The organism is Microbacterium sp., from assembly GCF_040394595.1.
In the GTDB taxonomy this organism is placed as follows: Bacteria; Actinomycetota; Actinomycetes; order Actinomycetales; family Microbacteriaceae; genus Microbacterium.
On the sequence record NZ_JBEBSA010000002.1, the window covers coordinates 318,625 to 342,658 of the forward strand.

Annotated in this window: 20 protein-coding genes; 14 read left to right on the forward strand and 6 right to left on the reverse strand. The window is 69.7% G+C overall.

What is annotated here, in order from left to right; genetic code table 11:
• Positions 1 to 26: 26 nt before the first annotated feature.
• From ABWO84_RS04285 to ABWO84_RS04295, 3 genes are all read right to left on the reverse strand, one after another.
• Entirely contained in the window at positions 27 to 896 is an 870-nt protein-coding gene (locus ABWO84_RS04285) for an AraC family transcriptional regulator (RefSeq protein WP_353112868.1), read from the reverse strand.
• 44 nt (positions 897 to 940) lie between these two features.
• A complete protein-coding gene (locus tag ABWO84_RS04290; RefSeq protein WP_353112870.1) occupies positions 941 to 2,338 on the reverse strand; it encodes an MFS transporter in 1,398 nt (465 codons plus the stop codon).
• An 82-nt stretch (positions 2,339 to 2,420) separates the two neighbouring features.
• Positions 2,421 to 3,284 carry a serine protein kinase RIO gene (locus ABWO84_RS04295; RefSeq protein WP_353112872.1) on the reverse strand — a complete coding sequence of 288 codons (864 nt, stop codon included), beginning with the start codon at positions 3,282 to 3,284 and terminating at the stop codon, positions 2,421 to 2,423.
• A 274-nt stretch (positions 3,285 to 3,558) separates the two neighbouring features.
• Between ABWO84_RS04295 and ABWO84_RS04300 the strand changes: the two genes are divergently transcribed.
• The 5 genes from ABWO84_RS04300 (at position 3,559) to ABWO84_RS04320 (ending at position 8,078) form a co-directional block, all read left to right on the forward strand.
• Complete coding sequence (locus ABWO84_RS04300) at positions 3,559 to 4,020, forward strand: DUF3817 domain-containing protein (protein ID WP_353112874.1); 462 nt, start codon at positions 3,559 to 3,561, stop codon at positions 4,018 to 4,020.
• A 149-nt stretch (positions 4,021 to 4,169) separates the two neighbouring features.
• Positions 4,170 to 6,032, forward strand: coding sequence for a molecular chaperone DnaK (gene dnaK, locus ABWO84_RS04305; protein WP_353112876.1), 1,863 nt, complete (start codon positions 4,170 to 4,172; stop codon positions 6,030 to 6,032).
• Positions 6,032 to 6,649, forward strand: coding sequence for a nucleotide exchange factor GrpE (locus tag ABWO84_RS04310; protein WP_353112878.1), 618 nt, complete (start codon positions 6,032 to 6,034; stop codon positions 6,647 to 6,649). The genes dnaK and ABWO84_RS04310 overlap by 1 nt, the downstream gene beginning before the upstream one ends.
• 12 nt (positions 6,650 to 6,661) lie before the next feature.
• The gene (locus tag ABWO84_RS04315) at positions 6,662 to 7,645 is read left to right on the forward strand and encodes a DnaJ C-terminal domain-containing protein (RefSeq protein ID WP_353112880.1); all 984 of its coding nucleotides are present in this window, start codon (positions 6,662 to 6,664) and stop codon (positions 7,643 to 7,645) included.
• Position 7,646: 1 nt separating this feature from the next.
• Positions 7,647 to 8,078 carry a heat shock protein transcriptional repressor HspR gene (locus tag ABWO84_RS04320; protein ID WP_353112882.1) on the forward strand — a complete coding sequence of 144 codons (432 nt, stop codon included), beginning with the start codon at positions 7,647 to 7,649 and terminating at the stop codon, positions 8,076 to 8,078.
• Positions 8,079 to 8,106: 28 nt separating this feature from the next.
• Here the strand turns inward: ABWO84_RS04320 and mgtE are convergent, their stop codons facing one another.
• Positions 8,107 to 9,465, reverse strand: a complete 1,359-nt coding sequence (gene mgtE / locus ABWO84_RS04325; protein WP_353112884.1) for a magnesium transporter — start codon at positions 9,463 to 9,465, stop codon at positions 8,107 to 8,109.
• A gap of 416 nt (positions 9,466 to 9,881) precedes the next feature.
• Between mgtE and ABWO84_RS04330 the strand changes: the two genes are divergently transcribed.
• Both ABWO84_RS04330 and ABWO84_RS04335 read left to right on the forward strand, forming a co-directional pair.
• Positions 9,882 to 10,352 carry a DoxX family protein gene (locus tag ABWO84_RS04330; protein ID WP_353112886.1) on the forward strand — a complete coding sequence of 157 codons (471 nt, stop codon included), beginning with the start codon at positions 9,882 to 9,884 and terminating at the stop codon, positions 10,350 to 10,352.
• Between the two features lie 49 nt (positions 10,353 to 10,401).
• Entirely contained in the window at positions 10,402 to 11,982 is a 1,581-nt protein-coding gene (locus tag ABWO84_RS04335) for a carboxyvinyltransferase (RefSeq protein WP_353112888.1), read from the forward strand.
• A 152-nt stretch (positions 11,983 to 12,134) separates the two neighbouring features.
• On the opposite strand, the gene ABWO84_RS04340 is transcribed toward ABWO84_RS04335, so the two are convergent.
• Complete coding sequence (locus tag ABWO84_RS04340; protein ID WP_353112890.1) at positions 12,135 to 13,094, reverse strand: hypothetical protein; 960 nt, start codon at positions 13,092 to 13,094, stop codon at positions 12,135 to 12,137.
• A gap of 108 nt (positions 13,095 to 13,202) precedes the next feature.
• Here ABWO84_RS04340 and ABWO84_RS04345 point away from each other — a divergent pair, with 108 nt between their 5' ends.
• The 7 genes from ABWO84_RS04345 to ABWO84_RS04375 all read left to right on the forward strand — a co-directional run bounded on the left by ABWO84_RS04345 (position 13,203) and on the right by ABWO84_RS04375 (position 22,443).
• The gene (locus ABWO84_RS04345; RefSeq protein WP_353112892.1) at positions 13,203 to 14,381 is read left to right on the forward strand and encodes a glycoside hydrolase family 183 protein; all 1,179 of its coding nucleotides are present in this window, start codon (positions 13,203 to 13,205) and stop codon (positions 14,379 to 14,381) included.
• A gap of 138 nt (positions 14,382 to 14,519) precedes the next feature.
• Positions 14,520 to 15,890, forward strand: coding sequence for an ABC transporter substrate-binding protein (locus tag ABWO84_RS04350; protein WP_353112894.1), 1,371 nt, complete (start codon positions 14,520 to 14,522; stop codon positions 15,888 to 15,890).
• Between the two features lie 73 nt (positions 15,891 to 15,963).
• On the forward strand, positions 15,964 to 16,893 hold the full coding sequence (locus tag ABWO84_RS04355; RefSeq protein ID WP_353112896.1) for a carbohydrate ABC transporter permease: 930 nt from the start codon (positions 15,964 to 15,966) through the stop codon (positions 16,891 to 16,893).
• The gene (locus ABWO84_RS04360) at positions 16,893 to 17,789 is read left to right on the forward strand and encodes a carbohydrate ABC transporter permease (RefSeq protein ID WP_353112898.1); all 897 of its coding nucleotides are present in this window, start codon (positions 16,893 to 16,895) and stop codon (positions 17,787 to 17,789) included. The genes ABWO84_RS04355 and ABWO84_RS04360 overlap by 1 nt, the downstream gene beginning before the upstream one ends.
• A gap of 49 nt (positions 17,790 to 17,838) precedes the next feature.
• On the forward strand, positions 17,839 to 18,936 hold the full coding sequence (locus ABWO84_RS04365) for a glycoside hydrolase family 183 protein (RefSeq protein ID WP_353112900.1): 1,098 nt from the start codon (positions 17,839 to 17,841) through the stop codon (positions 18,934 to 18,936).
• A gap of 10 nt (positions 18,937 to 18,946) precedes the next feature.
• Positions 18,947 to 20,671 (forward strand): ABC transporter transmembrane domain-containing protein, encoded by a 1,725-nt coding sequence (locus ABWO84_RS04370; protein WP_353112902.1) that lies wholly within the window; start codon positions 18,947 to 18,949, stop codon positions 20,669 to 20,671.
• Entirely contained in the window at positions 20,668 to 22,443 is a 1,776-nt protein-coding gene (locus ABWO84_RS04375; protein WP_353112904.1) for an ABC transporter ATP-binding protein, read from the forward strand. The genes ABWO84_RS04370 and ABWO84_RS04375 overlap by 4 nt, the downstream gene beginning before the upstream one ends.
• 41 nt (positions 22,444 to 22,484) lie before the next feature.
• Here ABWO84_RS04375 and ABWO84_RS04380 read toward each other — a convergent pair whose 3' ends face one another.
• Entirely contained in the window at positions 22,485 to 24,023 is a 1,539-nt protein-coding gene (locus tag ABWO84_RS04380) for a glycoside hydrolase family 183 protein (protein WP_353112906.1), read from the reverse strand.
• Between the last annotated feature and the right edge of the window lie 11 nt (positions 24,024 to 24,034).

Consider the following 24,034-nt stretch of genomic DNA (forward strand, 5'->3'; position numbering starts at 1 on the left):
CCGTGACGAGACGTCGAACGGGATGCCTAGTGCGCGGAGCGCCAGGCGGAGGGGGTCATGCCGGTGTACCGGCGGAACGCGCGGCTGAAGCCCTCGTCCGAGGCATAGCCCAGTTCGCGCGAGACGGTGCTCACGCCGTGCCCGCGCGAGAGCAGCTCCTGAGCGCTGCGCATCCGCACCGAAGTGACGTAGCTCGCCGGGGAGCTGCCGAACACCGCGCGGAAACGCTCGGCGAAGACCGTCCGCGACATCGCGCCCACCGAGGCGAGCGAGCCCACGGTCCATTCGCGCCCCGGGTCGGCATGGATCGCGTCCACGACGCGGTCGAGGAAGGGGTCTGCGGAGATCGACGGCCAGCCGTCGGGGGCGCAGCCGGTGCGCGTCCAGGCCCGGATCACCGAGACCAGCACGGTGGTCGCCATCATCCGGCAGATCACGAGGTCGCCCTGGCGGTCGGGGCACTGCACGTCGGCGTCGACGCCCAGGTGCTGGGCAAGGGCCGCGGCGGCGGGCTCGCTCGCATCGAAACCCCGCACATAGGCGATCTCGGGCAGCAGGGCCGCGATCTGAGCCGCCGACTCGGCGAGCTCGAGCTCCGAGACGAGCACCGACGCGACACCGTCGGGGATGAGAGCCGTCGCGGTGCCTCCCGCCACCAGTACGTCGCCCGCCGTGAGCAGGGTGTGCTCGCGCCCGTCGACGTCGACCCGCACCGATCCCGAGATCACGTACACGAGGGAGAGGGCGTCGGCATCCGGCACGACGATCCGCCCCGGCTCCATCGCGAACCTCCGCTGCCGACGGATGTGCACCTCGATCGCGCCGAGCACGCGTTCCAGATCGTCGCTCGCGCGCGTCCCGTCGGTCGTGGGGGAGATCGCGGCGGTCATGCTCATGAATCCCCGAACCCCGCCGGCCCCGTCCCTATTCCCGCGCGGTGTCAGACGCGCTCGCGGACGGGGAGCAGCAGGAGGAGGCCGACCAGCACCACGAAGATGATGCCGAGGATGCCGGTGGCGGTGGTCGCCGTGAGGGCGATGAGGATGGTCCAGGCGCCGGAGGCCATCCAGCTCGCGGCCCGGCCGGTGGTGGCGTAGAGACCGAAGATCTCGCCCTCGCGGCCCGCCGGCGTGACCCGGGCGAGGAAGGAGCGCGCTGCGGCCTGCGCCGGGCCGACGAAGGCGCAGAGGATGAGCCCGCCCACCCAGAACACCATCTTCCCGGCGTCGTGGAAGAAGAACACGACGAGACCCGAGACGATCATCGCCGTGAGCGACCAGACGATGACCCGCTTCGGGCCGAACCGGTCGTCGAAGCGTCCGGCGATGATCGTGGACACGCCCGCGATGAGGTTCGCCGCGATGCCGAAGATCATCAGCTGGAAGAACGAGAACCCGAAGACGAGCTTCGCGATGATCGCGCCGAAGGCGAACACGCCGCTCAGGCCGTCGCGGAACACCGCGCTGGCGAGCAGGAACCAGAAGGTCGGCCGGGTCTCCGGCGAGCGGTACAGGCCGATGACGTCCTTCACGAGCACCGCGTACGAGGTGAAGAAGCCCACCTTGCGATCCGGGCGCCCCATCCCGGGCTCCGGCACGTTGAGGAAGATCGGGATGCTGAAGACGATCGCCCACAGTGCGCAGCCGACGGCGATGAGACGGAACGGCAGGCCGCCGTCCGCCGAGAGGCCGAACCAGTCGGACACGTAGAAGACGATCACGAGGGTGAGCGCGACGATCCCGCCGATGTAGCCGAAGCCCCACCCGAGGCCCGAGATGCGTCCGACGGTCTTCGGCGTGGCGATGCCGATGAGCATCGCGTTGGAGTTCACCGCGGCGATCTCGCTGAACACCGTGCCGGCCGAGATGAGTGCGACGCCGAGCCAGAACAGCGAGGGCGTCGGCTCGACGAACCACAGCCCGAACATGCAGAGGATCAGGGCGCCCGTGCCGATCCCCAGCCACAGCTTCTGCCGGCCGGCGGCGTCCGCCCGCTGTCCGAGCACGGGGGCGATGAGCAGGATCGCGATGCCCGCGATCGTGCCGCCGAGACCGAGACCCGAGGCGAGTCCCGCCTCTGCGGCCTTGCGGATCGGGTCCTTCTCGGCGAGCGAGGCGATGTCGGCGGGGAGGAAGGCCTCGGTGGTGAGGTACAGCGCCGTGAAGACGAACGTGAGGATCACGCTGTTGAAGGGCTGGGTGGCCCAGTCCCACAGCGCCCACGAATAGATCTGCTTCCTCGAGGCGGGTTCGTCGCCGCGCAGCTCGAGGCCGATCACTCCGACGGCGTCCGTGCTCGCGGTGGCCTCGGGGCGCGGCACCTGGCGATCATCGCTCATGGTGGCAGTCTGGCCGTGCCGGGTGAACGGGCGGTGACGGCGCGCCGGGGCGGTTTCCGCGACGGCGCGTCGTCACCGCCCCTCAGGCGAAGGATTCCGCGAGCAGCTCTGCGAAGAGCCCCTCCGCATCGGCGTCCACGCGCCTCCGCGAGAACCACTCGCAGACGTTGACGCAATCGCGGTGCAGCAGCTCGAGACCCTGCGGGTTCGCGATCGTGTCGACGATCTGCGGCAGGTCGATCACCACCACCCGCCCCTCGTGAACGAGGAGGTTGTAGGGCGAGAGGTCACCGTGCGCGAAGCCCGCGCGGGCGAAGATCCGCATGATCGCGACGATCTGCGCGAAGCAGTCCTCGAGCGCCGCGCGATCGTCGCGCACCTGGGCGAGCCGCGGTGCCGCGGCGCCGTCGCGCCCGATGAACTCCATCAGGATCTCGGTGCCGCTCACCTGCACGGGGTAGGGCACGGGCGCGCCCAGCCCGTACATGCGGCGCAGCGCGTCGAACTCGGCGAAGGCCCACTGCCCGGCGGCGACCTGCCGGCCGTGCTCGGACTTCTTCGCCATCGCCCGGGAGTCGCGGGAGTTCCGCGTGCGCCGCCCTTCGGTGTACATCGTGGAGCGGTGGAAGTCGCGGTGCTCGCTGTCGCGATACCGCTTGGCGGCCAGCAGGGTGCGCTGTCCCGGATCGTCGGGGACCGCGCGCTCGATGAGGAACACGTCGGCCTCCTTGCCGGTCTTGAGGATGCCGAGCTCGGTGTCGACCGCGCCGGCGGAGGTGACGACCCAGGCGGGTCGCGGCTCGGGGCCGCGCTCGGTGGGCGTCGCACCGGGCCAGGTGGTCCAGCGCTGGCCTTCGCCGAGAGTGACGTCGGCGAAGGAGAGCTCGCCGTCGAAGGGCGAGGAGTCGGAAGGGGATGCGTCGGACGACGCGAAGAGGAAGGACACGATTGCGGTTACTCCAGGAAGCGGAGGCCGCGGCGGCGGCCTCTAGGAACGGATGTCGGCGAAGGGCACGACAACGACAGTCATCATCGGAGGCTCCTTCCCTCTGTTCCCGGGCGCTTCCCGGTGCCCGCCGAGTCTAGGCGGGTCCGGGGCGGGATGTCCAGCATCCGCGGCGATCCGGACGGCCGGAAGATCGATCGAAGGATGGAGGCGTCGCCCGGATGCGGCACAGATCTTCTTCCTAGGCTGGAGGGAACCCGACCCGAGGAGTGCCGTGTTCACGACCCCCGCCCGTCTCTTCCGCGTGCTCGCCATCGCCGAGGCGATCACCTGGACCCTCCTGATCGGCGCGCTCATCGCCCGCGCCGTCGGGGGAGCGCCCGTGCTGGTGACGTTCGCCGGCGGCATCCACGGCTTCGTCTTCCTGGGGTACGGGGCGACCGCGATCCTCGTCGCCCTCAACCAGCGCTGGCACGTCGGCGTGGCGCTCACGGCCATCGCCAGCGCGATCGTCCCCTATGCGACGATCCCGGCCGAGATCTGGCTGCACCGCTCCGGCCGTCTCGGGGGCGACTGGCGGCTCACCGAGACCGACGACCCGCGCGACCGCCGCTGGCACGACCGCCTGATGCGATGGTTCCTGCACCGCCCGTGGATCCTGGCGCTGCTGATCCTCCTGGCGGTGGCGGCGCTCTTCGCCGTGCTGCTGATCCTGGGCCCTCCCGGCGGTCGCTGAGCCCCACACCGTTCTCCAAAGTTGAGCAGACCTGTATCAACTTCGGGTTGACACGGGCCGGTCCCGGTCGTATCCTTGAGTCATCGCGACTCAGGTTTCTGAGCGCACCCAGAACTTCCGAACCGGACTTCAACAACAAGGAGAATCACATGGCACGTGCTGTCGGTATCGACCTCGGTACGACGAACTCCGTCGTCAGCGTCCTCGAGGGCGGCGAGCCCAAGGTCATCGCCAACGCAGAGGGCTTCCGGACCACCCCCTCGGTGGTCGCCTTCACCAAGGACGGGGAGGTGCTCGTCGGCGAGACCGCGAAGCGCCAGGCCGTCACCAACGTCGACCGCACGATCTCGTCGGTCAAGCGCCACATGGGCACCGACTGGTCGTTCGAGGTGGACGGCAAGAAGTGGACCCCGCAGGAGATCTCCTCCCGCATCCTGCAGAAGCTCAAGCGCGACGCCGAGTCGTACCTGGGCGACACCGTGACCGACGCGGTCATCACCGTCCCGGCCTACTTCAACGACGCCGAGCGTCAGGCCACCAAGGAGGCCGGTGAGATCGCGGGCCTCAACGTGCTGCGCATCATCAACGAGCCGACCGCGGCGGCCCTCGCCTACGGCCTCGACAAGGGCAAGGAGGACGAGCTCATCCTCGTCTTCGACCTCGGCGGCGGCACGTTCGACGTCTCCCTGCTCGAGGTGGGCAAGGACGACGACTTCTCCACCATCCAGGTGCGCGCGACCGCGGGCGACAACCGTCTCGGCGGCGACGACTGGGACCAGCGCCTGGTGGACTACCTGATCAAGCAGTTCAAGGACTCGACCGGCGTCGACGTCTCGGGTGACAAGATCGCCCTGCAGCGCCTCAAGGAGGCCGCGGAGCAGGCGAAGAAGGAGCTCTCGTCCTCGACGAGCACCAGCGTCAACCTGCCCTACCTCTCGCTCACCGAGAACGGTCCGGTGTCGCTCTCCGAGACGGTCACCCGCGCCAAGTTCGAGGACCTCACCAAGGACCTGCTCGACCGCACCAAGAAGCCGTTCGAGGACGTCATCCGCGAGGCCGGCATCAAGGTGGCCGACATCGACCACATCGTGCTCGTCGGCGGATCGACCCGCATGCCCGCGGTCGCCGAGCTCGTCAAGAGCGAGACCGGCAAGGACGCGAACAAGGGTGTGAACCCGGACGAGGTCGTCGCCGTCGGCGCCGCGCTCCAGGCCGGTGTTCTCAAGGGCGAGCGCAAGGACGTCCTGCTGATCGACGTCACGCCGCTGAGCCTCGGCATCGAGACCAAGGGCGGGATGATGACCAAGCTCATCGACCGCAACACCGCGATCCCGACCAAGCGCAGCGAGACCTTCACCACCGCCGACGACAACCAGCCGTCGGTCGCGATCCAGGTCTTCCAGGGTGAGCGTGAGTTCACCCGCGACAACAAGCCGCTGGGCACCTTCGAGCTCACCGGCATCGCCCCCGCCCCGCGCGGCATCCCTCAGATCGAGGTCACCTTCGACATCGACGCGAACGGCATCGTGCACGTCTCCGCGAAGGACAAGGGCACCGGCACCGAGAAGTCGATCGTCATCTCCGGCGGCTCGTCGCTGTCGAAGGAGGACATCGAGCGCATGGTGAAGGAGGCCGAGGAGCACGCCGCCGAGGACAAGAAGCGTCGTGAGTCGGCCGAGATCCGCAACCAGGCGGAGACCCTCTCGTACTCGATCGAGAAGCTCATCAAGGACAACGAGGACAAGCTGCCCGAGGACGTGAAGACCGAGGTGCAGGCCGACGTCGACGCGCTGAAGACGGCTCTGGCCGGCGAGGACGACGAGGCCGTGAAGACCGCGTTCGACAAGCTGAACCAGTCGCAGTCCAAGCTGGGCGAGGCGATCTACGCGCAGGGTCAGGCCGACGCCGCCGCCCAGGGCGCCCCGGCCGGCGAGCAGCCCGCCGCGGACGACGCCTCCGATGAGGACGTCATCGACGCCGAGGTGGTCGACGACGAGGACGAGAAGAAGTAATGACCGACAAGAGCTTCGACGAGAACGACGACAACGGCGTTCCCGCTGAGGGTCGGGGCGAGGGGTCGGAGGCCAATGCCTCCGGCCCCCAGCCGGATCGGGCGGGGAACGACGGCGACGAGCTCACCGTCGACGACATCCTGAACGCCGCGCCCGCTCCGGGCGCGGGTTCCGAGGGCGCCGGTGATCCTGTCGAGGATGCCGAGAACGCGCTCCTGACCGACCTCAAGCGTCTCCAGGCCGAGTACGCCAACTACCGCCGCCGCACCGAGGAGCAGCGTCACATCGAGATCCAGCGGGCGAAGGGAGAGGCCGCGAAGGGCCTCATCCCCGTGCTCGACGATCTCGATCGCGCACAGCAGCACGGCGACCTCGTCGAGGGCTCGCCCTTCGCCGTGATCGCCGAGAAGGTGCGCACCGTGGTGGAGCGCCTCGGCGTCGTCGCCTACGGCGAGGCCGGCGAGGAGTTCGACCCGCAGCAGCACGAGGCGATCTTCCAGCAGCCCACTCCGGGCGCCACCTCCTCGACGATCCTCGAGGTCGTCGAGGTCGGCTACCGCCTGGGCGACGTGGAGCTGCGTCCGGCGAAGGTCGTCGTCGCGGTGCCGGCCGAGTAAGCGGGGTGATCGATGGCTAGCCAGGACTGGTTCGACAAGGACTTCTACAAGACGCTCGGCGTCTCGAAGGACGTGTCCGACGCCGACCTGAAGAAGACCTACCGCAAGCTCGCCCGCAAGTATCACCCGGACGCGAATCCGGGCGATGCGAAGGCGGAGGCGACGTTCAAGGAGATCAGCGAGGCGTACGCCGTGCTGAGCGACCCCGAGCAGCGTCGCGAGTACGACGAGATCCGCGCCATGGGGTCCGGCGCCCGCTTCACTGCGGGTTCCGGCGGCGCGGGCGGGTTCGAGGACGTGTTCAGCCGCTTCGGGCAGGGCCGTGGTCAGCAGCAGGGCGACTTCGACGACATCTTCTCGATGTTCACGCAGGGCGGCGGCGGATCGTTCGGGTCGGGCCGGTTCGGGCAGCCGAGCGGCGGGTTCCGGGGATTCGGAGGCCCGCAGCGCGGCGCCGACGTCACCGCGCGGACCACGCTCGACTTCGTCACGGCGGCGAAGGGCGAGACGATCTCGCTGCAGTCCGAGGACGGTCGCCCGTTCAAGGTGAAGATCCCCGCCGGCGTGGCCGACGGTCAGAAGATCCGGCTGCGCGGGCGCGGACGTCCCTCCCCGGACGGCGGCGAGTCGGGCGACATCGTGGTGCAGATCGCGGTGCGAGCGCATCCGGTGTTCGTCCGCGACGGGCAGAACCTGCGCCTCACCGTGCCGGTGACGTTCACCGAGGCGGCGCTGGGCGCGACGATCGAGGTGCCGACGCTCGACGGCGACTCCGTGAAGCTGCGCGTCGCGCCGGGCACCCCCTCCGGGCGGGTGCTGCGGGTGAAGGGTCGGGGCATCACCACCAAGAAGGGCACCGGCGACCTGCTCGCCGAGCTGCAGGTGGCTGTCCCCTCGCACCTCGACGATGCGGCCCGCGAGGCGCTGGAGCGCTTCCAGGAAGCGGAGCCGAAGGAGAACCCGCGGGCCGACCTGATGGCGAAGGCGCGGAGCTGACATGGACGAGATCGACGAGGACGCCCCGATCTACGCGATCGCGGTGGCGGCGGAGTATGCGGGGATGCACCCGCAGACCCTGCGGCAGTACGACCGCATCGGCCTCGTCGTGCCCGGGCGCACCCGCGGCGGCTCCCGCCGCTATTCGGTGCGTGACATCCAGCAGCTCCGCGAGGTCGCCCGGCTGTCCGCCGACGGGATGAGCCTTCCGGCGATCGCGCGTCTGCTCGACCTCGAGGACGAGGTGCGGATGCTCCGCGGCCGTGTCCTCGAGCTCGAGCAGACGCTGCACGCGGAGAGGCAGGCGCGTCCCGGCGTGCGGATCTTCGCGGCAGCGACGAGCGGTCAGGTGGTCACGGTGCCGAACGGACGCCGCATCCGCCGCTCGACCGAGGTCGTGCTCTGGAGCCCGCACAGCGCGAGCCCGGACTGATCCCGGCGCCCCGCGTACGGGCCGGGGCTCACAGGCCCAGGACGGCCTTCGCGATCAGGAAGTAGATGATCAGGCCGGTCGCATCGACGAACGTGGTGATGAACGGGTTGGAGAACACCGCCGGATCCACGCGGATCGCGCGGGCGAGCAGCGGCATCACGCCGCCGATCGACGCCGCGACCGTGCACACCGCGACGAGCGTCAGCCCGATCACGACGCCGACGTGCCACTCGAAGATGAGCCCGGTGAGGGCGAACCCGATCGTGCCGAGCAGCAGTCCGAGGCAGAAGCCCACGCGCACCTCCCTGCCCAGCACCCGCAGCACGTCGCGCGGGGTGACCTCGCCGAGTGCGAGGGACCGGGTCACGGTGGTGGCCGCCTGGTTGCCGGTGTTGCCGCCGGTGCCGATGAGCAGCGGCACGAAGAGCGTCAGCACGGTCATCTGCGCGAGGGTCGCCTCGAACACCCCGAGCACCTGAACCGTGAGGGTGGCGCCGATCGCGAGCACGAGCAGCCACACCACCCGCGAGCGCACCAGTCGGCGGATCGGGGTGGAGAGGTAGGGGCGGCGCAGGGGCTCCACGCCTCCCTGACGCGCGGCGTCCTCGCTCTCCTCCTGCTTGAGGATCCGCACCGCGTCGTCGATGGTCAGCACGCCGACCAGCCGCTCCTCGCTGTCGACCACGGGGAGCGCGAGCAGGCCGAAGTCGGTGGCGCGCCGGGCCGCGGCCTCGGCGTCCTCGCCGGCGTGCGCCACCTGGGGCTCGCTCATCACGTCCTCGACGATCGCGTCCGCATCGGCGGCGAGGAGATCGCGCAGGCTGATCACGCCGACCACCCTCCGGCCCGCGTCGGTCACCGGCAGCGTGTAGACGGTCTCGGCGTGGTCGAGGCCGGCGTGCACGCGCGCGAGCGTCTCGCCGACGGTGAGTCGCGGATGCGCGGTGATGAACTCGGGGCTCATCCGCCGTCCGATCGAGTCCTGCGGGTAGCCGAGCACCGCCGCGGTGAGCTCCCTCTCGCGCGGGGAGAGCCCGCGCAGCAGGCGCGGGGCGACGGATGCCGGCAGCTCCTCCAGCAGCCACACGCGGTCGTCCGGGTCCATCTCCGCGAACAGGGAGGTGATCTCGGCGTTCTGCAGTGCGTGCACGAGATCCGCCTGGGCGCCGGGTGAGAGGGCCTCGAACACGTCGAGCGCGCGGGACTTCGCCAGCAGGCGGTACACGATCGCGCCGTGCTCGATGCTGAGGCGGTCGAGGAGCTCGACCACCTCGGGCACGGTGAGCGCGGACAGCGCGAGCGACGCGCCGGCGAGGTCGCCCTGCGAGATGAGCTGCCGCATGGTGTCGGCGGTCTCGGAGATCTGCTGAAGCTGCTTGGGGGTCATGGCAGTGCCTTCATGGAAGGACCCTGCTCGCACGGAAGCGCGCACGCGTCGCAGACGGCGTGCATCCACGGCCCGGCCGACGCTCGGGGCATCGTGCGATCGGGCCGCCGCGCTGATCAGCGGAGCGGAGTGGAAGCGGAGGGGAGATCGTGTCTGCGACTGTGACTGTCACCGGACATGGACACCACCTCGCTTCCCGTTCCCTCGGTCGCGCGACACGCGCGACGGCAGCTGTGCGCGGAGCGCGCACCCCGACCACGGTAGACCCGTCTCCGCCGTTCGCCAAACCGGCGGCCCCGCGCCGCGCCGTGAAGTCGAGCAGACGCTCAGTAACCGGAAAGGAAGGGTGCCTACCGTGGTGCGCGGGCAGCCGCCCGCCGCATCCCGCGACGACACGCCACAAGGAGACGGACGACATGACCACCACCGCCCAGCCCGCTCGCGCCGAAGCCGCGACCATCACCCCGCCCCGGACGACCACCTCGATCGGCCTGTTGATCCTGCGCATCGTCGCGGGGGCCGTCTTCGCCGCGCACGGCGCGCAGAAGGTCTTCGAGTTCACCCTTCCCGGAACCGTCGACGCCTTCACGGCCATGGGCGCCCCGCTGCCCGCCGTGACCGGTCCGGCGATCGCTCTGCTCGAACTCGTCGGGGGAGCGCTGCTGATCCTCGGGGTGCTCACGCGGCCCGTCGCGCTGCTGCTCGCGGCCGACATGGTCGGCGCGATCGCCCTGGTGCATCTGCCCGCCGGGCTGTGGGTCGACGGAGGGGGTGTCGAGTTCGTCGCCGTGCTCGGTGCCGCGGCCCTGGCTCTCGCATTCACCGGGGCGGGGTCGGTGTCGGGTGACCGACTGCTGCTGCGGGGGCGGTTGCGCCGCTTCGCCTGAATCGCCGGCACGCGGCCCGCGTATCTCACAAGAGGTATAAACTTGCCGCATGACTCTCTCCGCGCAGAAGGACCAGCCGGCCGCCGTCGAGGCCGATGAGCCGTCCGAATCGATGCTGAGCACCGCCGGGCGGCTCATCCGCCAGGCGCGCCTCGAACGCAAGCTCACCCAGGCCGAGCTCGGCGCCCGGGTCGGCACCAGCCAGAGCGCGATCAACCGGATCGAGCGGGGCGGACAGAACCTCACCCTGGAGCTGCTGGCCCGGATCAATGCGGCGCTCGGCAACGAGATCCTCTCGCTGGGGCAGTCGAAGCCCAATGAGCATATCCGCGTCGAGGGGCAGCGGCGCCTCGAGGGCACGATCTCCGTGAAGTCGAGCAAGAACGGCGCGGTCGCGCTGCTCTGCGCGAGCCTGCTCAACAAGGGTCGTACCACCCTGCACGGCATCGCCCGCATCGTCGAGGTCGACCGGATCATCGACGTCCTGCGGAGCATGGGCGTCTCCGCCACCTGGTCGGCCGGCGGCGAGGACCTCGAGATCATCGTGCCCAAGGACCTCGTGCTGGGGTCGATCGACGCCGACGCGGGGCGCCGCACGCGCAGTGTGCTGATGTTCCTCGGCCCGCTCCTGGGTCAGCACGACGCGTTCTCGCTGCCCTACGCCGGAGGGTGCGACCTCGGCACCCGCACCGTCGAGCCGCACCTCATCGCGCTGCGCCAGTTCGGCCTGTCGATCGACGCCACGTCGGGCTGGTACCGGGCGAGCGTGTCGGCGCCCGGTGACGAGGAGCTGCGCATCGTGCTCACCGAGCGCGGGGACACGGTCACCGAGAACGCGATCATGGCCGCGGCGGGTCGCGACGGCGTGACCGTCATCCGCAACGCCAGCCCGAACTACATGGTGCAGGACCTGTGCTTCTACCTGGAGCTGCTCGGCATCCGCATTGAGGGGATCGGGACCACGACGCTGCGCATCCACGGGCGCACGGAGATCGACGTCGACGTGGACTACTGGCCGGGGGAGGACCCGGTCGAGGCGATGACGCTCATCACCGCCGGCATCGTCACCGGCTCGGAGATCACGGTCGCGCGGGTGCCGGTCGAGTTCATGGAGATCGAGCTGAGCGTGCTCGCCGAGATGGGGCTGTCCTACGACCTCACGCCCGAGTATCTGGGGGCGAACGGGCGCACGCGGCTGGTCGACGTGACGGTGCATCCGTCCCGTCTGCGCGCGCCGGTGGACAAGATCCACTCCATGCCCTTCCCCGGCATCAACATCGACAACCTTCCGTTCTTCGCGGTGATCGCCGCGGGCGCGCAGGGCACGACCCTCATCCACGACTGGGTGTACGAAGGGCGGGCGATCCACCTCACCGACCTCACGCGGCTCGGTGCCGACGTGCGGCTCCGCGACCCGCACCGTCTCGACGTCACCGGGCCGACCCGCTGGTCGGCGGCCGACGTCATCTGCCCGCCGGCGCTGCGTCCGGCGGTGGTGATCCTGCTCGCGATGCTCGCGTCGAAGGGGACCAGCGTGCTCCGCAACGTAGGCGTCATCGAGCGCGGCTACGAGGGACTGTGGTCTCGCCTGAACTCGATCGGCGCGTCGATCGAGACGTTCCGCGACTGATCGGCCGCGGCGCCCCGATACCCTCCGTGGTATATCCCCCCCCGTCTATTCGTCGCAAAGTCCCGTTATTCGGGGTGAATAACGGGACTTTGCGACGAATAGACGGGCCGTGAGGGGCGGGGTCGCGGAGGCTGGTCCGGTCCTGGCCGGGCTCAGAGGGGATCGACCGCGAACCGGAAGGCGGCGCCCTGTCGGAAGGGCTCCACGATCTCGAAGTTCTCGTAGGCGGGCCCGCCGGGGATCTCCGAGGCGCTCGCCCAGTACGACCAGCGGGCGTTGACCAGCGCCTGCAGCTGCGGATGCGGATCATCGACGCGCCAGGTCTGCCGGGCACGCCGGCCGAGGAAGCGCCAGTGGCGGGCGGTGTCGTCCGCATACGCGACCGACCACGGATCGTCCTCGTCGCCGGTGGCGCTCACGACCGCGCCCGCCCCCTCCCGGCGCAGCTCGGAGAGCTCGAAGCGTGCATGATCGGTGAACCCGGTGCCGGAGAACCCGGGCCACAGGTCGCTCGGCGACGCGGTGCGGTCGGCGAGCTCCAGACGCCGCAGGCGCGCCCAGTTGCCCATGGTCGCGGTGAGCACGAGGTGGTCGAGCGGGACGGAGCCCTCGTTCGCGAACCCCGCGACCTCCACCTCGTGCGTGCGGTCGGCGCGGAACCTCACCCGCACCCGCACGTCGGCCCCGTCGTCGAACGGCTCGACCCCGATCCAGACGGTGAGGCGCTCGACGCCGTCGGCCTCGTCGACCACGCCACGGGCCGGTGCGGACGTTGCGCCGGCCACGGCGGCCTCCGCGGTGTCGGCCGACCAGAACCGCTTGCCGTTCTGCCCGGGATCGAGGGCGCTCGGCTCGAGCTCGGAGTAGCCCCGGGAGGGGGCGCCCGCGGGGACGGGCTCCACCGCGATGAAGTTCACCAGGCGTTCGCGGGGGTGGTCGAGGTAGGGGGTGAACACGCGGAGCAGGCCGCGCGGCCCGGGGATCGGGGCGATGCCGATCTGCATCCCGCCGTCGTGGCCCCAGCGCGGCTCGGCGCCGGGCTCGGAGGCGGGGCGCACCCAGCGCCCCTCGGTGACGGCGGGGGTCATGGCGATCTCATCCGGGCTGGTCACGGGCGCCTCGCTTTCGGGAGTGAGGGGGTCACTGGACACCGTAGTGATCTGAAATCGATTTCGCTAGAGGGTGCCCAAATCGTAGAGTGGGCTCGATCAAGGAGGATCATGCGCCATGGCAGCCCCGCTCATCCGTCCGCTCCCGCCGCGCGCCGGCATCCGCTGCGCCGCATCGGCGCCGCTCTCGTCGCCGCGTCCGTCCTCGCGCTCGCCGCGTGCACCTCGGGAGGCGGCGTGAGCGTCGATCCCGACCCGGACAAGCCCTTCGTGCTCACCGGCGTCTCGAAGGTCACCGAGATCGCGCGGCTCACCGGTCCGGGGGCCATGAACGACACGGCGGTGGTCGGCGTCGCCGGCACGGATCTCGGGTCGATGGTGAACCTCGGCGACAAGACGTTCTTCTTCTTCGGCGACACGTTCGGCGAACGGGATCCCGAGTCGGTCGGCGGGCAGGGCGGGTTCTGGCGTTCGAACGTCTCCGCGTGGACGACCGACGACGATCCCTCCGACGGCATCGACTTCGGCGGCTGGCTCACCGATGACGTCGGCCTGGCGTCCCCGCTGATCGAGGGGGATCACGACGCGAACGACATCGGCGGCGAGGTCACCAAGATCCCCACCTACGGCTTCGCCGTCGGCGAGACGATGTACGTCTCGTACATGTCGGTGCGGCACTGGGGCGACCCCGGCGCGTGGGACGCGAACTACGCGGCGCTCGTGAAGTCCACCGACGGCGGCGCGTCGTGGAAGCCCGTCGAGGGCGTGCGATGGCCGGGCGACTCGAACTTCGTGCAGTTCGCCACCGCCGCCGTACAGGACGGCGGGAAGGACTACGTGTACATCTGGGCGATCCCGTCCGGGAGGTTCGGCGGGGTGCAGCTGATGCGCGTGCCCGCCGAGGAGAAGGCCGTGGAGTCCCTCTCCGCGTACGAGTACTTCTCCGGCGCCGACGGAGCGACCCCGCGTTGGAGCGCCGACATGACCAAGGCCGAGACGGTCGTCGACGGCACGATCGGCGAGCTCTCGGTGATGTGGTCGACCTATCTCGAGCGCTGGATCATGACCTACTCGGATGCGGGGAACGCCTACATCCGGGAGGGCGCCACGCCCTGGGGGCCGTGGGGCGATCCGATCGAGCTCGTCGCGGCGAAGGACTATCCGGGGCTCTACTCGCCCTACCTGAACCCGCGGTACGTCTCGGACGACGGGCGCAGGATCTATTTCACGCTCTCGCTCTGGGGGCCGTACAACGTGTTCTGGTTCTCGGCGGATCTCCAGCGCGGATGAGACCGGTCCCTTGTGTATGAAATCGATTTCGTCTACTCTGGCGCTACCGGTCGACGGAGCCCGTCCGCTGGCCGGTCCTCGGCACCTGCCGAACACAGCACGATTCGATGACGAGTCGAGTTCCCTGAGGAGGAACCAATGACAATCACCACACCCCGGGCCCGGCGGGTTGCGCTGTCGGCTCTCGGCGCTCTCACCGCCGTCGGCCTCCTCGCCGGCTGCGGTTCCAGCACCCCTGGCCAGTCCGCCGGAGACGGCGGCGGCGACAAGGGCGTCACCACGATCCAGTTCTGGCACCGCACGTTCACGCCCGTCGAGAACGAGTGGTACAAGGACATCGTCAAGAAGTTCAACGCGTCCCAGAAGGAGATCAAGGTCGTCGACACCGAGGTGCCGGCCGACGCCTGGGACCAGAAGATGAAGGCCGCGCAGGCCGCGGGCAAGGCGCCCGACATCTACACGCACTCCGGCAGCATCCAGGACGCCGTGAACGCCGGTCAGCTCTACGAGCTGGACAAGGTGGTCGACAAGGCGAAGCTCGGCGAGATCATCGACGCCGCCAAGCCGGTCTCCGAGATCGGCGGCAAGTACTACGCCTACCCGCTGCTGCTCGAAGCGCAGACCGTGCTCTTCTGGAACAAGGAGATGCTCACCAAGGCCGGCGTCGACTCCGAGGCCGCCCCCGCCACCTGGGACGACCTGCTCGCCGCCTGCGCGAAGATCCAGCCCACCCTCGCGAAGGGCCAGTACTGCATCTCGCCCGCCGGCGACGCGGTGACCTTCGCCTGGTCGACCGTCGGGCAGCAGTACAACTTCGCGGGGCACACGGCCCTGACGTCCGACTGGACCAAGCCCGACATCAACAACGACGGCTACAAGAAGCTCATGGCCAACTACAAGGAGCTGTGGGACAAGGGCTACATGCCCAAGCAGGCCCTCGACGCCTACGTCGGCGGTAAGGACTTCGGCGAGAAGAAGGTGGCCTTCAAGGTCTCCGGTTCGTGGATGATGTCCGAGATCGGCTCCGACTTCAAGGACATGCTGACCAACACCGGCGTCGGCGCGTTCCCGAGCTCGTCGAACGCCGACGGACGCACCTCCACCACCCTCGGCAACTTCAAGTGGGTCATCGACGCGAAGACCAAGAACGCCGAGGCCGCGGGCAAGTTCCTCGAGTGGTCGCTCGCCGGCGACCCCGCGAACCTCGTGCCCTTCTTCGTGAACACCCAGTTCACCAAGGTCCCGGTGCGCCAGTCGGTGCAGGACGCGGTCACCAAGGACGAGGCCGCCGCGAAGGCCCCGTGGTCGAAGGTCGTCATCAACGACATCGCGCCGACCGCGATCCCCGAGCCGACCTACCCCTGGGACGTCTCCCTGGCCGTCGGCACCGCGATGGAGTCCGTCATGAAGGGCGCTGCGACGCCGGATGCCGCGATCGCGACCGCCGAGAAGGCGATCCAGACCGTCATCGACCGCGACAAGCTGTCTGAGAAGGCCCCGAAGAACTGATCCGGGCGGTGTCGGGGGCCGGGCTGGTCCGGCCCCCGACACCGGTGCGCACCGACGACGAGACGGAACGACGATGACCACTGCTGCCGTGAAGGACGCGCGCCGAGAGGAACGCCGGCGCCACAACCGCTACCGCTACCGCGACACGAAACTCGCCCTGCTGCTCCTCGCACCCGTGGTGGTGCTCCTGGGCATCTTCGTGGTGTGGCCGGCCGTCTACGCCGGATACCTGTCCTTCCAGGACTGGAGCTTCTACAAGGACCCGGTGTTCGTCGGGCTCAAGAACTTCACCGACGTGCTGAACGATCCGCTGTTCATCGCCACCATCGGCCGCGGCTTCGTGTTCGTGCTGATGACCGTCCCCCCGATGCTCGTGCTCGCCTACCTCTTCGCGAGCCTCGTCGTGGCGGTGTCGCGCCGCTTCGCCAGCATCCTCAAGGTCAGCGTCTACATCCCGACGATCATCTCGGGCGTGATCACCTCGATCATCTTCGTGCTGATCTACAACTACTCCGGCGGTCTGCTCAACGCCTTCCTCGGCGTCTTCGGCATCGATCCGATCGCGTGGATCGGCGACCCGGCCTGGGCGCTGCTCGCGATCGCGGTGCCCGCCGTCTGGCTGGGCATGGGCCTCACCTCGCTCATCATGGTGGCCGCGATGGTGGACATCCCCACCGAGTACTACGAGGCGGCGTCGATGGAGGGCGCCGGATGGTGGCAGAAGACCTTCTACATCACCATCCCGCAGATGAAGAACGTGTTCCTCTACCTGCTCGTGACCGGGTTCGTTGCGGCGATCCAGCAGTTCGAGCTCCCGCTGGTCATGACCGGCGGCGGTCCGCTCGACTCGACGACCCTGCCCAACCTGTTCATCTTCAACCACTTCCGCAACGACATCAACGTGGGCTACTCGATCGCGGCGGCGCTGCTGCTGTTCGTCGTGCTCGGCTCGGTGTCCGCGCTGGTGTTCAAGTTCGTCAACTCCGAGAGGCTGGTCGACTGATGGCCGTCATGCAGGGAGAGACCACCGCCATCGTGCTCGGCGGCAAGGCCCCGAAGCGGTCGAAGCTGCCGAAGACCGCGAACGGATGGATCGCGCTGGTCTTCAAGGCGATCGTCGGCCTGATCTTCATCGTCGCCGCGCTGTTCCCGCTCGCCTGGATGGTGATCGCGGGGTTCAAGTCGAAGACCGAGGTCGTGCAGACGCCCTTCCAGTTCTTCCCCGAGGTGTGGAGGTGGGAGAACTACGCGCAGATCATCGCCGACCCGACCTTCGCCCTCACGATGGGGTGGACCTTCCTCGGCGCGGTGCTGTTCACCGTGCTGAGCCTCACGGTCAACTCGCTCGCGGCCTATGCGTTCGCGCGGCTCGACTTCCGGTTCAAGCGCACCCTCTGGGTCGCCGTCATCACCACCATGTTCATCCCGGGCATGACGATCCTGCTCACGAGCTTCATCGTCGTCACCCGGCTGTCGATGCTCGACACCCTCGCGGTGCTCATCATCCCCGGCGCGGCGAGCGCGGGCTCGGTGTTCTTCATCCGGCAGTTCTACCTGAACATCCCGGCCAGCCTCGAAGAGGCGGCGATGCTCGACGGCTGCGGCCGGTTCGGCATCTTCTGGCGGATGTTCCTGCCGCTGTCGAAGCCGCCGTTCGTGGTGATGGGCATCACCGCCTTCCTCGCGTACTGGAACTCGTACGTGTGGCCCATCATGACCATCACCTCGCCCGACAAGTTCGTGGTGCAGCAGTACCTCGCCACGTTCCGGTCGGAACGCAGCACCGAGCTCGGCCTGCTGATGGCGGGCTCCGTGCTCGCCGCCGCGCCGGTCGTGATCCTCTTCCTCATCTTCCAGCGCCAGATCATCGGCAACATCAAGATGGCGGGGCTGAAGTAGCCACAGCCGGCACCGGCGCCGGCATCCGCAGGACAGCGAAGGAGCAGTCATGGAACAGCGGAGAACCCAGGGAATCAGTCGCAGGACGATGCTGAGGGGAGCGGCGGCGCTGGGCGTCGCGGCCGGCGCGGTCGCCGTCGGCGCTCCACCCGCCTCGGCGGCCGGGCCGCTCAGCGTCACCCGGATGAAGGTGCTCGCCGGCACTCAGAGCCCGGTGCAGTACGGCGTGGGGGCGACGGATCTCGGCATCCCGGCGCGCACCCCCGATGGACGGATGCTGTTCGTGTTCGGCGACACCTTCGCCGACCACATGGGCGGGGCGAACTGGCGTTCGCCCGTCGCCCTCTACTCCTCCACGACGAACCTGCTGTCGGGCGTGACGTTCAACGGCTCCGCGGGTGCCGGAGCGAACACGCAGGGCGTCGCGCCTCAGCTCTGGTACTACCCGCACGACGACTACTTCCAGACCGTGATCCCGTCGGACGTCATCACGATCGGCTCGCGGATGTACCTGCATGCGATCGTCAACGGCCCGACCTTCGGCACGGTGCGCTGGACCGAGCTGTGGAAGAGCGACGACTCCGGGGCCACCTGGCAGCACACCGGACTGAAGTTCCCCGCCGACATGGCGGGCGGGCGCTTCCAGTGCATCACCTGGGGCGAGGGGAGCGACGGCTACGTCTACATCTACGGCACCGGCTTCCAGCGCAACAAGGGGATCGTGCTCTACCGCGTGCCCTCGAACCAGATGACCCAGCTGTCCGCCTATCAGCCGTGGGGTTTCGCGAACGGATCGTGGGGGTGGGGCAAGCCCGCGACCGAGGTCCTGCCGGGCCAGTTCGGCGAGATGTGCCTGCGGCCGCTCGGCGGCAAGTGGATCCTGGTGTGGTTCAACGCCGCGTCGTACCGCATCGACGCGATGGTGCTGAACACCCCCACGGACAACCTCTACACCGCGCAGAAGACCACGCTGCTGTACGGCGGCAACTGGGGCGCCGAGGACGCCACGCACGTCGCGCAGCTCTACGGCGGCTACATCATCCCGGGGTCGACGCTGTCGGACCTGCATCTCAGCGTGAGCCAGTGGAACACCACGACGAACGCCGTCTACCACGCCGAGCAGTTCCGGGTGCAGGGGCTCGTATGATCCGAGTCGGATGATCCGGCTTCCCGAGCCGTATGCGCCTCCGCCGGCGGGCGTCACGCCCGCCGGCCTCCTGGCGTGGATCCTCCGCCGCCAATGGACGACCGTCCTGCAGGGCGTCGTCTGCGACGTGGTCTGGCTGCTCGGCCTGGCGCTCACGCCGTGGGCGATCGGGCGGGCCGTGGACGAGGGCCTGGTCGCGGGCGACTACGGCGCCTTCCTGCGCTGGCTCCTCGTGGTGGTCTGGCTGCAGCTGCAGCACTCCCTGATCCAGGGGCTGCGGGACAGGGCGGGGTCGATCAACTACGAGCGCGCCACCTCACGGGTGGAGCAGGTCATCGTGCACGCCGCCGCACGCGTGACGGTCGCGGGCGACCGGAAGCTGGGCGCGGGAAGCGTCATCACGATGGCGTCGAACGACGCGTGGTGGCTCGGATACGTGCCGATCAACGTCGGCACTCTCGTGTCGGCGGTCGCCTCCTACGTCACCGTCTCGGTGCTGCTGCTGCGCGACTCGGTGCTGCTCGGCCTGCTCGTCATGATCGCCGTCCCGGTGTTCTCGATGCTGCAGCTGTTCCTGGTGTCCTTCCTCCGCTCGCGACAGAAGGATGCGCGCGGTGCGGCGTCGAAGATGAACGGGATCGCCACCGACAGCGTGCGGGGGCTCCGCGTGATCCGGGGCATCGGGGGTGAGGAGTGGTTCCTCGCCCGCTTCCGTGAACGCTCCGAGCAGACGCGCGACGCGGAGAAGCGCGTGGCGCTGCCGTGGTCGCTGGCCGAGGCGATCGGTGTGCTCGTCGCAGGGGCGCTCGTGGTCGGCCTGACCTGGATCGGCGGGACGATGGTGGCCCGCGGGGAGCTGCGGGTGGGGGAGCTCGTCGCGTTCTACGGCTACGCCGGATTCATGGTGATGCCGGTGACGCTGCTGAACCAGGTGATGCGCGTCGTGGTGCGAGCCATGATCGCCTCCCGGGCGATCGTCGAACTGCTCGACGTCGAGCCCCTGTGGCCGGCGGAGGGGGCAGCCGACGGAGCGGGGAGAGGGGCTCGCGAGATCGTGCTGCACGACGAGGCGACCGGGCTCTCCGTGCGCCGGGGAGAGACGCTCGCCGTGGTGCTGCGCGATGCGCAGGAGGCCAGGGCGTTCGTCGACCGCGTGGGGCGGCTGGTTCCCGACGGCGGGTCGCGGGTGCTGCTCGAGGGCGCGGCGCTGAGCGACCTCGGCGTGCGATCCGTCCGCGACCGGGTCGTGGTCTCCGATCCGGTGCCCTTCCTGTTCAGCGGCACGCTGCGCGAGCTGCTCGACCCCTGGGGGAGGCATGACGACGCGGCCGTCCTGGCCGCGGTGGAGGCGGTCGACGCCGCCGACGTCGTGGCGGCCGTCGAGGGCGGGCTCGACGTGCGCGTGGGGGAGCGCGGCGTGGAATTCTCCGGAGGGCAGCGGCAGCGGCTCGGCGCGGCGCGGGCGCTGCTGGCCGGGGCTCCGGTCCTCGTCCTGCACGATCCGACCTCCGCCGTGGATGCGTCGACCGAGGAGCGCATGGCGGCCGGCATCCGGGCATACCGCCGTGGCGCTGCCACGCTCATCGTCACCACCAGCCCGCTCGTGCTCAGCGGAGCGGATCGTGTGGTCGTCGTCCAAGGGTCTGCGGTGACCGCGGAGGGCACGCACGAGCAGCTCGTGCAGCACGACGCCGGGTACCGCCGGGCGGTGCTCCGCGCCGAGGGGGTGTCATGAGCGAGGAGACCGCCGCGGCGCGGGGCACGACGCTGCCCCGCGCCGGCTCGGGGCGTGTGCGTGCTGAGCTGCGGGCGATCTGGCGGATGCACCGGATGCGGTTCGTCGCCGTGGTGGTCGTCTTCGGTGCCTCCGCGCTCGCCGGGCTCATCCCGCCCCGTGCGGTGGGGATGCTGATCGACCGGCTGCGCGCCGGGGCGGGGGCGGGCGAGGTCGCCGCCTACGGTGCGGTGATGGTCGGCGGCGTGCTCGCGCAGAGCCTGCTCGTGCTCGTCGCCACCCGCACCGCGCTGACCCTCGGCGAGGACGTGTTCGCGCGGCTGCGGCTGGACTTCATGGCGAGCGTGCTCGCCGTGCCGATGGGCGTCGTGGAGTCGGCCGGCACGGGTGAGCTCGTGACGCGGACGACGCAGGACATCAGCGCGGTCTCGGCGACCGTGCGGCGTGCGCTCCCGGAGTCGCTGATCGCGGCGGCCACCGTCGTGCTGACGCTCATCGCGGCCGCCATCGCCTCTCCGCTGATCGCGCCCGTGTATCTGCTCGCCGTCCCGCTGCTGGTCGTGGTGATGCGCTGGTACGTGAAGCGCGCCCCCGGCGTCTATCGGCGCATGGGCGACAGCTTCGGACCGATCTTCGCCTCGATGGACGAGACCGCGGGCGGTTCGCGGGCGATCGAGGCGCTGAGTCTGCGCGCGGCCCGTGAGCGCTCGATGGATGCGGCGATCGCACAGCATTGGGCGGCGGCCGTCGGCCGCATCCGGCTCCGTCAGACCATGCTGCCGTGGTCGAACCTCGCCTTCGCGATCCCCGTCTTCGCGTCTCTCGCCTGGGGCGGCTGGCTCGCGATCCGCGGGGACGTGACGGTCGGCACGGTGGTGACCGTCACGCTCTACGCGTCGGCTCTCGTCTCGCCGCTGGAGGCGCTGATCGGATGGACCGACGAGCTGCAGCGGGGATTCGTGTCCTTCGCGAGGCTCCTCGGGGTGAGCGAGGTCGCGGACCGTCCGGCGACGGGCGCCGCGCCCCCGCAGTCGACGGAGGTCGAACTCCGTGAGGCGACCTTCGCCTACCGCGCCGGTCATCCGGTGGTGCACGACGTGTCGCTGCGCATCGTGCCGGGTGAGCGCCTCGCCGTGGTCGGTCCCTCCGGAGCCGGGAAGTCGACCATCGCGCGGCTGCTCGCCGGGATCGACCGGCCGACCTCGGGGCGTGCCCTGATCGGCGGCGCCGACGCCTCGGCGGTCGGCCTCGCGGAACGCCGGAGGCATGTGCTCCTCGTCGCGCAGGAGAGCCACATCTTCGCCGCCACCGTGCGAGAGAACGTGCGTCTCGGCCGTATCGACGCTGCCGACGGCGAGGTGCGGGAGGCGCTCTCACGGATCGGCGCCGCGGAGTGGGTCGAAGCCCTCGACGAGGGTTGGGACACCGTCGTCGGCTCGGGAGGGCATCCGCTCAGCGGGGCGCAGGAGCAGCAGCTGGCCCTCGCGCGGGTGCTCCTTGCCGATCCGCACACGATCATCCTCGACGAGGCGACCTCCGCGATGGACCCGAGCGCCGCCCGAGACCTCGAGGCCGCGCTCGCAGCCACCGTGCAGGGGCGGACGGTGATCGCGATCGCCCACCGCCTCTACACCGCCTATGACGCCGATCGCATCGCCGTGGTCGACGGCGGACGCGTCGTGGAGCTCGGCTCCCACGACGAACTCGTCCGGACGGACGGGGTATACGCCCGTCTCTGGGCGCTGTGGCGCGACGACGGCGCGGGCCCCTGAGCCCGGCCCCCGTCCGCGGAGGGCGGGGGCCGGACGGGCGATCACGGGATCCGGGTCAGCGAGACGTCGTCGAGCTGCATCCAGATGTCGCCGCTGTTGGTCCAGACGCCGCCGAAGACCTGTACGGCGCTGCGGTCACCGCTGTCGAAGTCGACGGTGAAGCGGGTCCAGGCGCCGACCGAGTGGAAGTTCGCCTCCCCGATCACGGTGCCGTCGAGCGTGCGGGCGCCGAAGAACCCGTTGTCGCTGTTGACGGACGTGCGCAGGAAGCCGCTGAGCCGGTACTTCGTCTTCGGCTGCACGGCGACGTCCTGCCAGACGTCCCGCCAGCCGTTGTTGTATCGCACGAAGACGCGGCGATCCCCGGTGAACCCGGCGGCCGGGGCGGTGTCGATGCCCGAGTTCGGCTTCGCCCCCCAGGTGCCGCCGGTCCCGTCGCCCAGCGTCGCCGACCGCTCGAAGCTCGCGTCGACGATGAGGTTGGGGTCGACGATCCGGCCGTCGCGGTCGATCCGCAGTCGCATCAGGTAGACGTTGTACGGATTCCATTGCGACATCGTGAAGTAGATCTCGCCGTTCTTGCTCCAGGGGTGGAAGTAGCCGCCGTAGAGCGCCGGATAGTCGGTCGAGCTGGCCACGGTCTGCGGTGCCGTCCACGGCCCCTCGGGGCTCTTCGCGGTGCGCATGACGATGTCCTCGCCCGAGAGCGTCATCATCAGGAAGCGCTTGCTGTACTCGTCGTACTGCACCGACATCTCGCTCATCGGCGCATCCATCACGGCGACCGCGTCGGACTCCTTCTTGCTCCACTTCTTCCCGTCCCAGTAGCGGTACGAGCCCTTGTCGAGCAGCTTGCCCGCCGGCACCTTCGCGACCGACGCGGGGCCGTTGCGGCCGTTCTGCGTGCCGAAGACGTAGATCGTGCCGCCCTTCCGCACCCAGGCCTGCATCTGGAACGGATCGTCGCCGTCGGGGTTCTCCCACGTCGTCTTCGACACGGTCCAGGTCGCGCCGCCGTCGTCGGAGTACGCGATGCCCGCCCGGTTGGTGTCCCACACCCCCGGAGGGCCCCACTGCTTCACCGACATGAATCCGAGGTACTGGCGCTTCCCGACCGAGATCCCGGTGGTGGGGATGGTCGTGATCTCGTCGCCGTTGATCTTCTTCGACGGGATGATCTGACGCGCGATGCCCTGCGGGCCCTGCGCCGCCCAGTCGAAGAGCATCCCGTCGGACAGGTCGGTGTCGCTCGAGCGGACCAGCACGTTGCTGCGCCAGTTGCCATTCGGCGGCGCGCCGCCGCCGGGCCCCGTCCAGGAGTTGCCGAACGTGTCGCCGAACGCGGTGAGCACGTGACCGGCGCCGTCATCCCACATGATGCCGAGGTCGGTGGCCTTGATGTCCCAGCGTCCCCATGTGTTGTTGGGGGCGTCGGGGCCGGTCAGCTTCTCGACGACGGTGGACGGTGTGCGTGCGGTCGTCGCCTCAGCCGGCGGCGGCGGGGCGCCGGTCGCCGCGAACGCGACGGCGGCGAGGGAGGCGATCGCCGCGCCGGCGGCGATCCGTGTGAAGGGCCTCATTGCCCTCTCCT

Bases quoted from the DNA above. Each gene is read 5' to 3' on its own strand.
- ABWO84_RS04285 (WP_353112868.1), bottom strand. From the start codon at position 896: ATGAGCATGACCGCCGCGATCTCCCCCACGACCGACGGGACGCGCGCG.
- ABWO84_RS04290 (WP_353112870.1), bottom strand. From the start codon at position 2,338: ATGAGCGATGATCGCCAGGTGCCGCGCCCCGAGGCCACCGCGAGCACG.
- dnaK (WP_353112876.1), top strand. From the start codon at position 4,170: ATGGCACGTGCTGTCGGTATCGACCTCGGTACGACGAACTCCGTCGTC.
- ABWO84_RS04310 (WP_353112878.1), top strand. From the start codon at position 6,032: ATGACCGACAAGAGCTTCGACGAGAACGACGACAACGGCGTTCCCGCT.
- ABWO84_RS04315 (WP_353112880.1), top strand. From the start codon at position 6,662: ATGGCTAGCCAGGACTGGTTCGACAAGGACTTCTACAAGACGCTCGGC.
- ABWO84_RS04320 (WP_353112882.1), top strand. From the start codon at position 7,647: ATGGACGAGATCGACGAGGACGCCCCGATCTACGCGATCGCGGTGGCG.
- mgtE (WP_353112884.1), bottom strand. From the start codon at position 9,465: ATGACCCCCAAGCAGCTTCAGCAGATCTCCGAGACCGCCGACACCATG.
- ABWO84_RS04330 (WP_353112886.1), top strand. From the start codon at position 9,882: ATGACCACCACCGCCCAGCCCGCTCGCGCCGAAGCCGCGACCATCACC.
- ABWO84_RS04335 (WP_353112888.1), top strand. From the start codon at position 10,402: ATGACTCTCTCCGCGCAGAAGGACCAGCCGGCCGCCGTCGAGGCCGAT.
- ABWO84_RS04345 (WP_353112892.1), top strand. From the start codon at position 13,203: ATGCGCCATGGCAGCCCCGCTCATCCGTCCGCTCCCGCCGCGCGCCGG.
- ABWO84_RS04350 (WP_353112894.1), top strand. From the start codon at position 14,520: ATGACAATCACCACACCCCGGGCCCGGCGGGTTGCGCTGTCGGCTCTC.
- ABWO84_RS04355 (WP_353112896.1), top strand. From the start codon at position 15,964: ATGACCACTGCTGCCGTGAAGGACGCGCGCCGAGAGGAACGCCGGCGC.
- ABWO84_RS04360 (WP_353112898.1), top strand. From the start codon at position 16,893: ATGGCCGTCATGCAGGGAGAGACCACCGCCATCGTGCTCGGCGGCAAG.
- ABWO84_RS04365 (WP_353112900.1), top strand. From the start codon at position 17,839: ATGGAACAGCGGAGAACCCAGGGAATCAGTCGCAGGACGATGCTGAGG.
- ABWO84_RS04370 (WP_353112902.1), top strand. From the start codon at position 18,947: ATGATCCGGCTTCCCGAGCCGTATGCGCCTCCGCCGGCGGGCGTCACG.
- ABWO84_RS04375 (WP_353112904.1), top strand. From the start codon at position 20,668: ATGAGCGAGGAGACCGCCGCGGCGCGGGGCACGACGCTGCCCCGCGCC.
- ABWO84_RS04380 (WP_353112906.1), bottom strand. From the start codon at position 24,023: ATGAGGCCCTTCACACGGATCGCCGCCGGCGCGGCGATCGCCTCCCTC.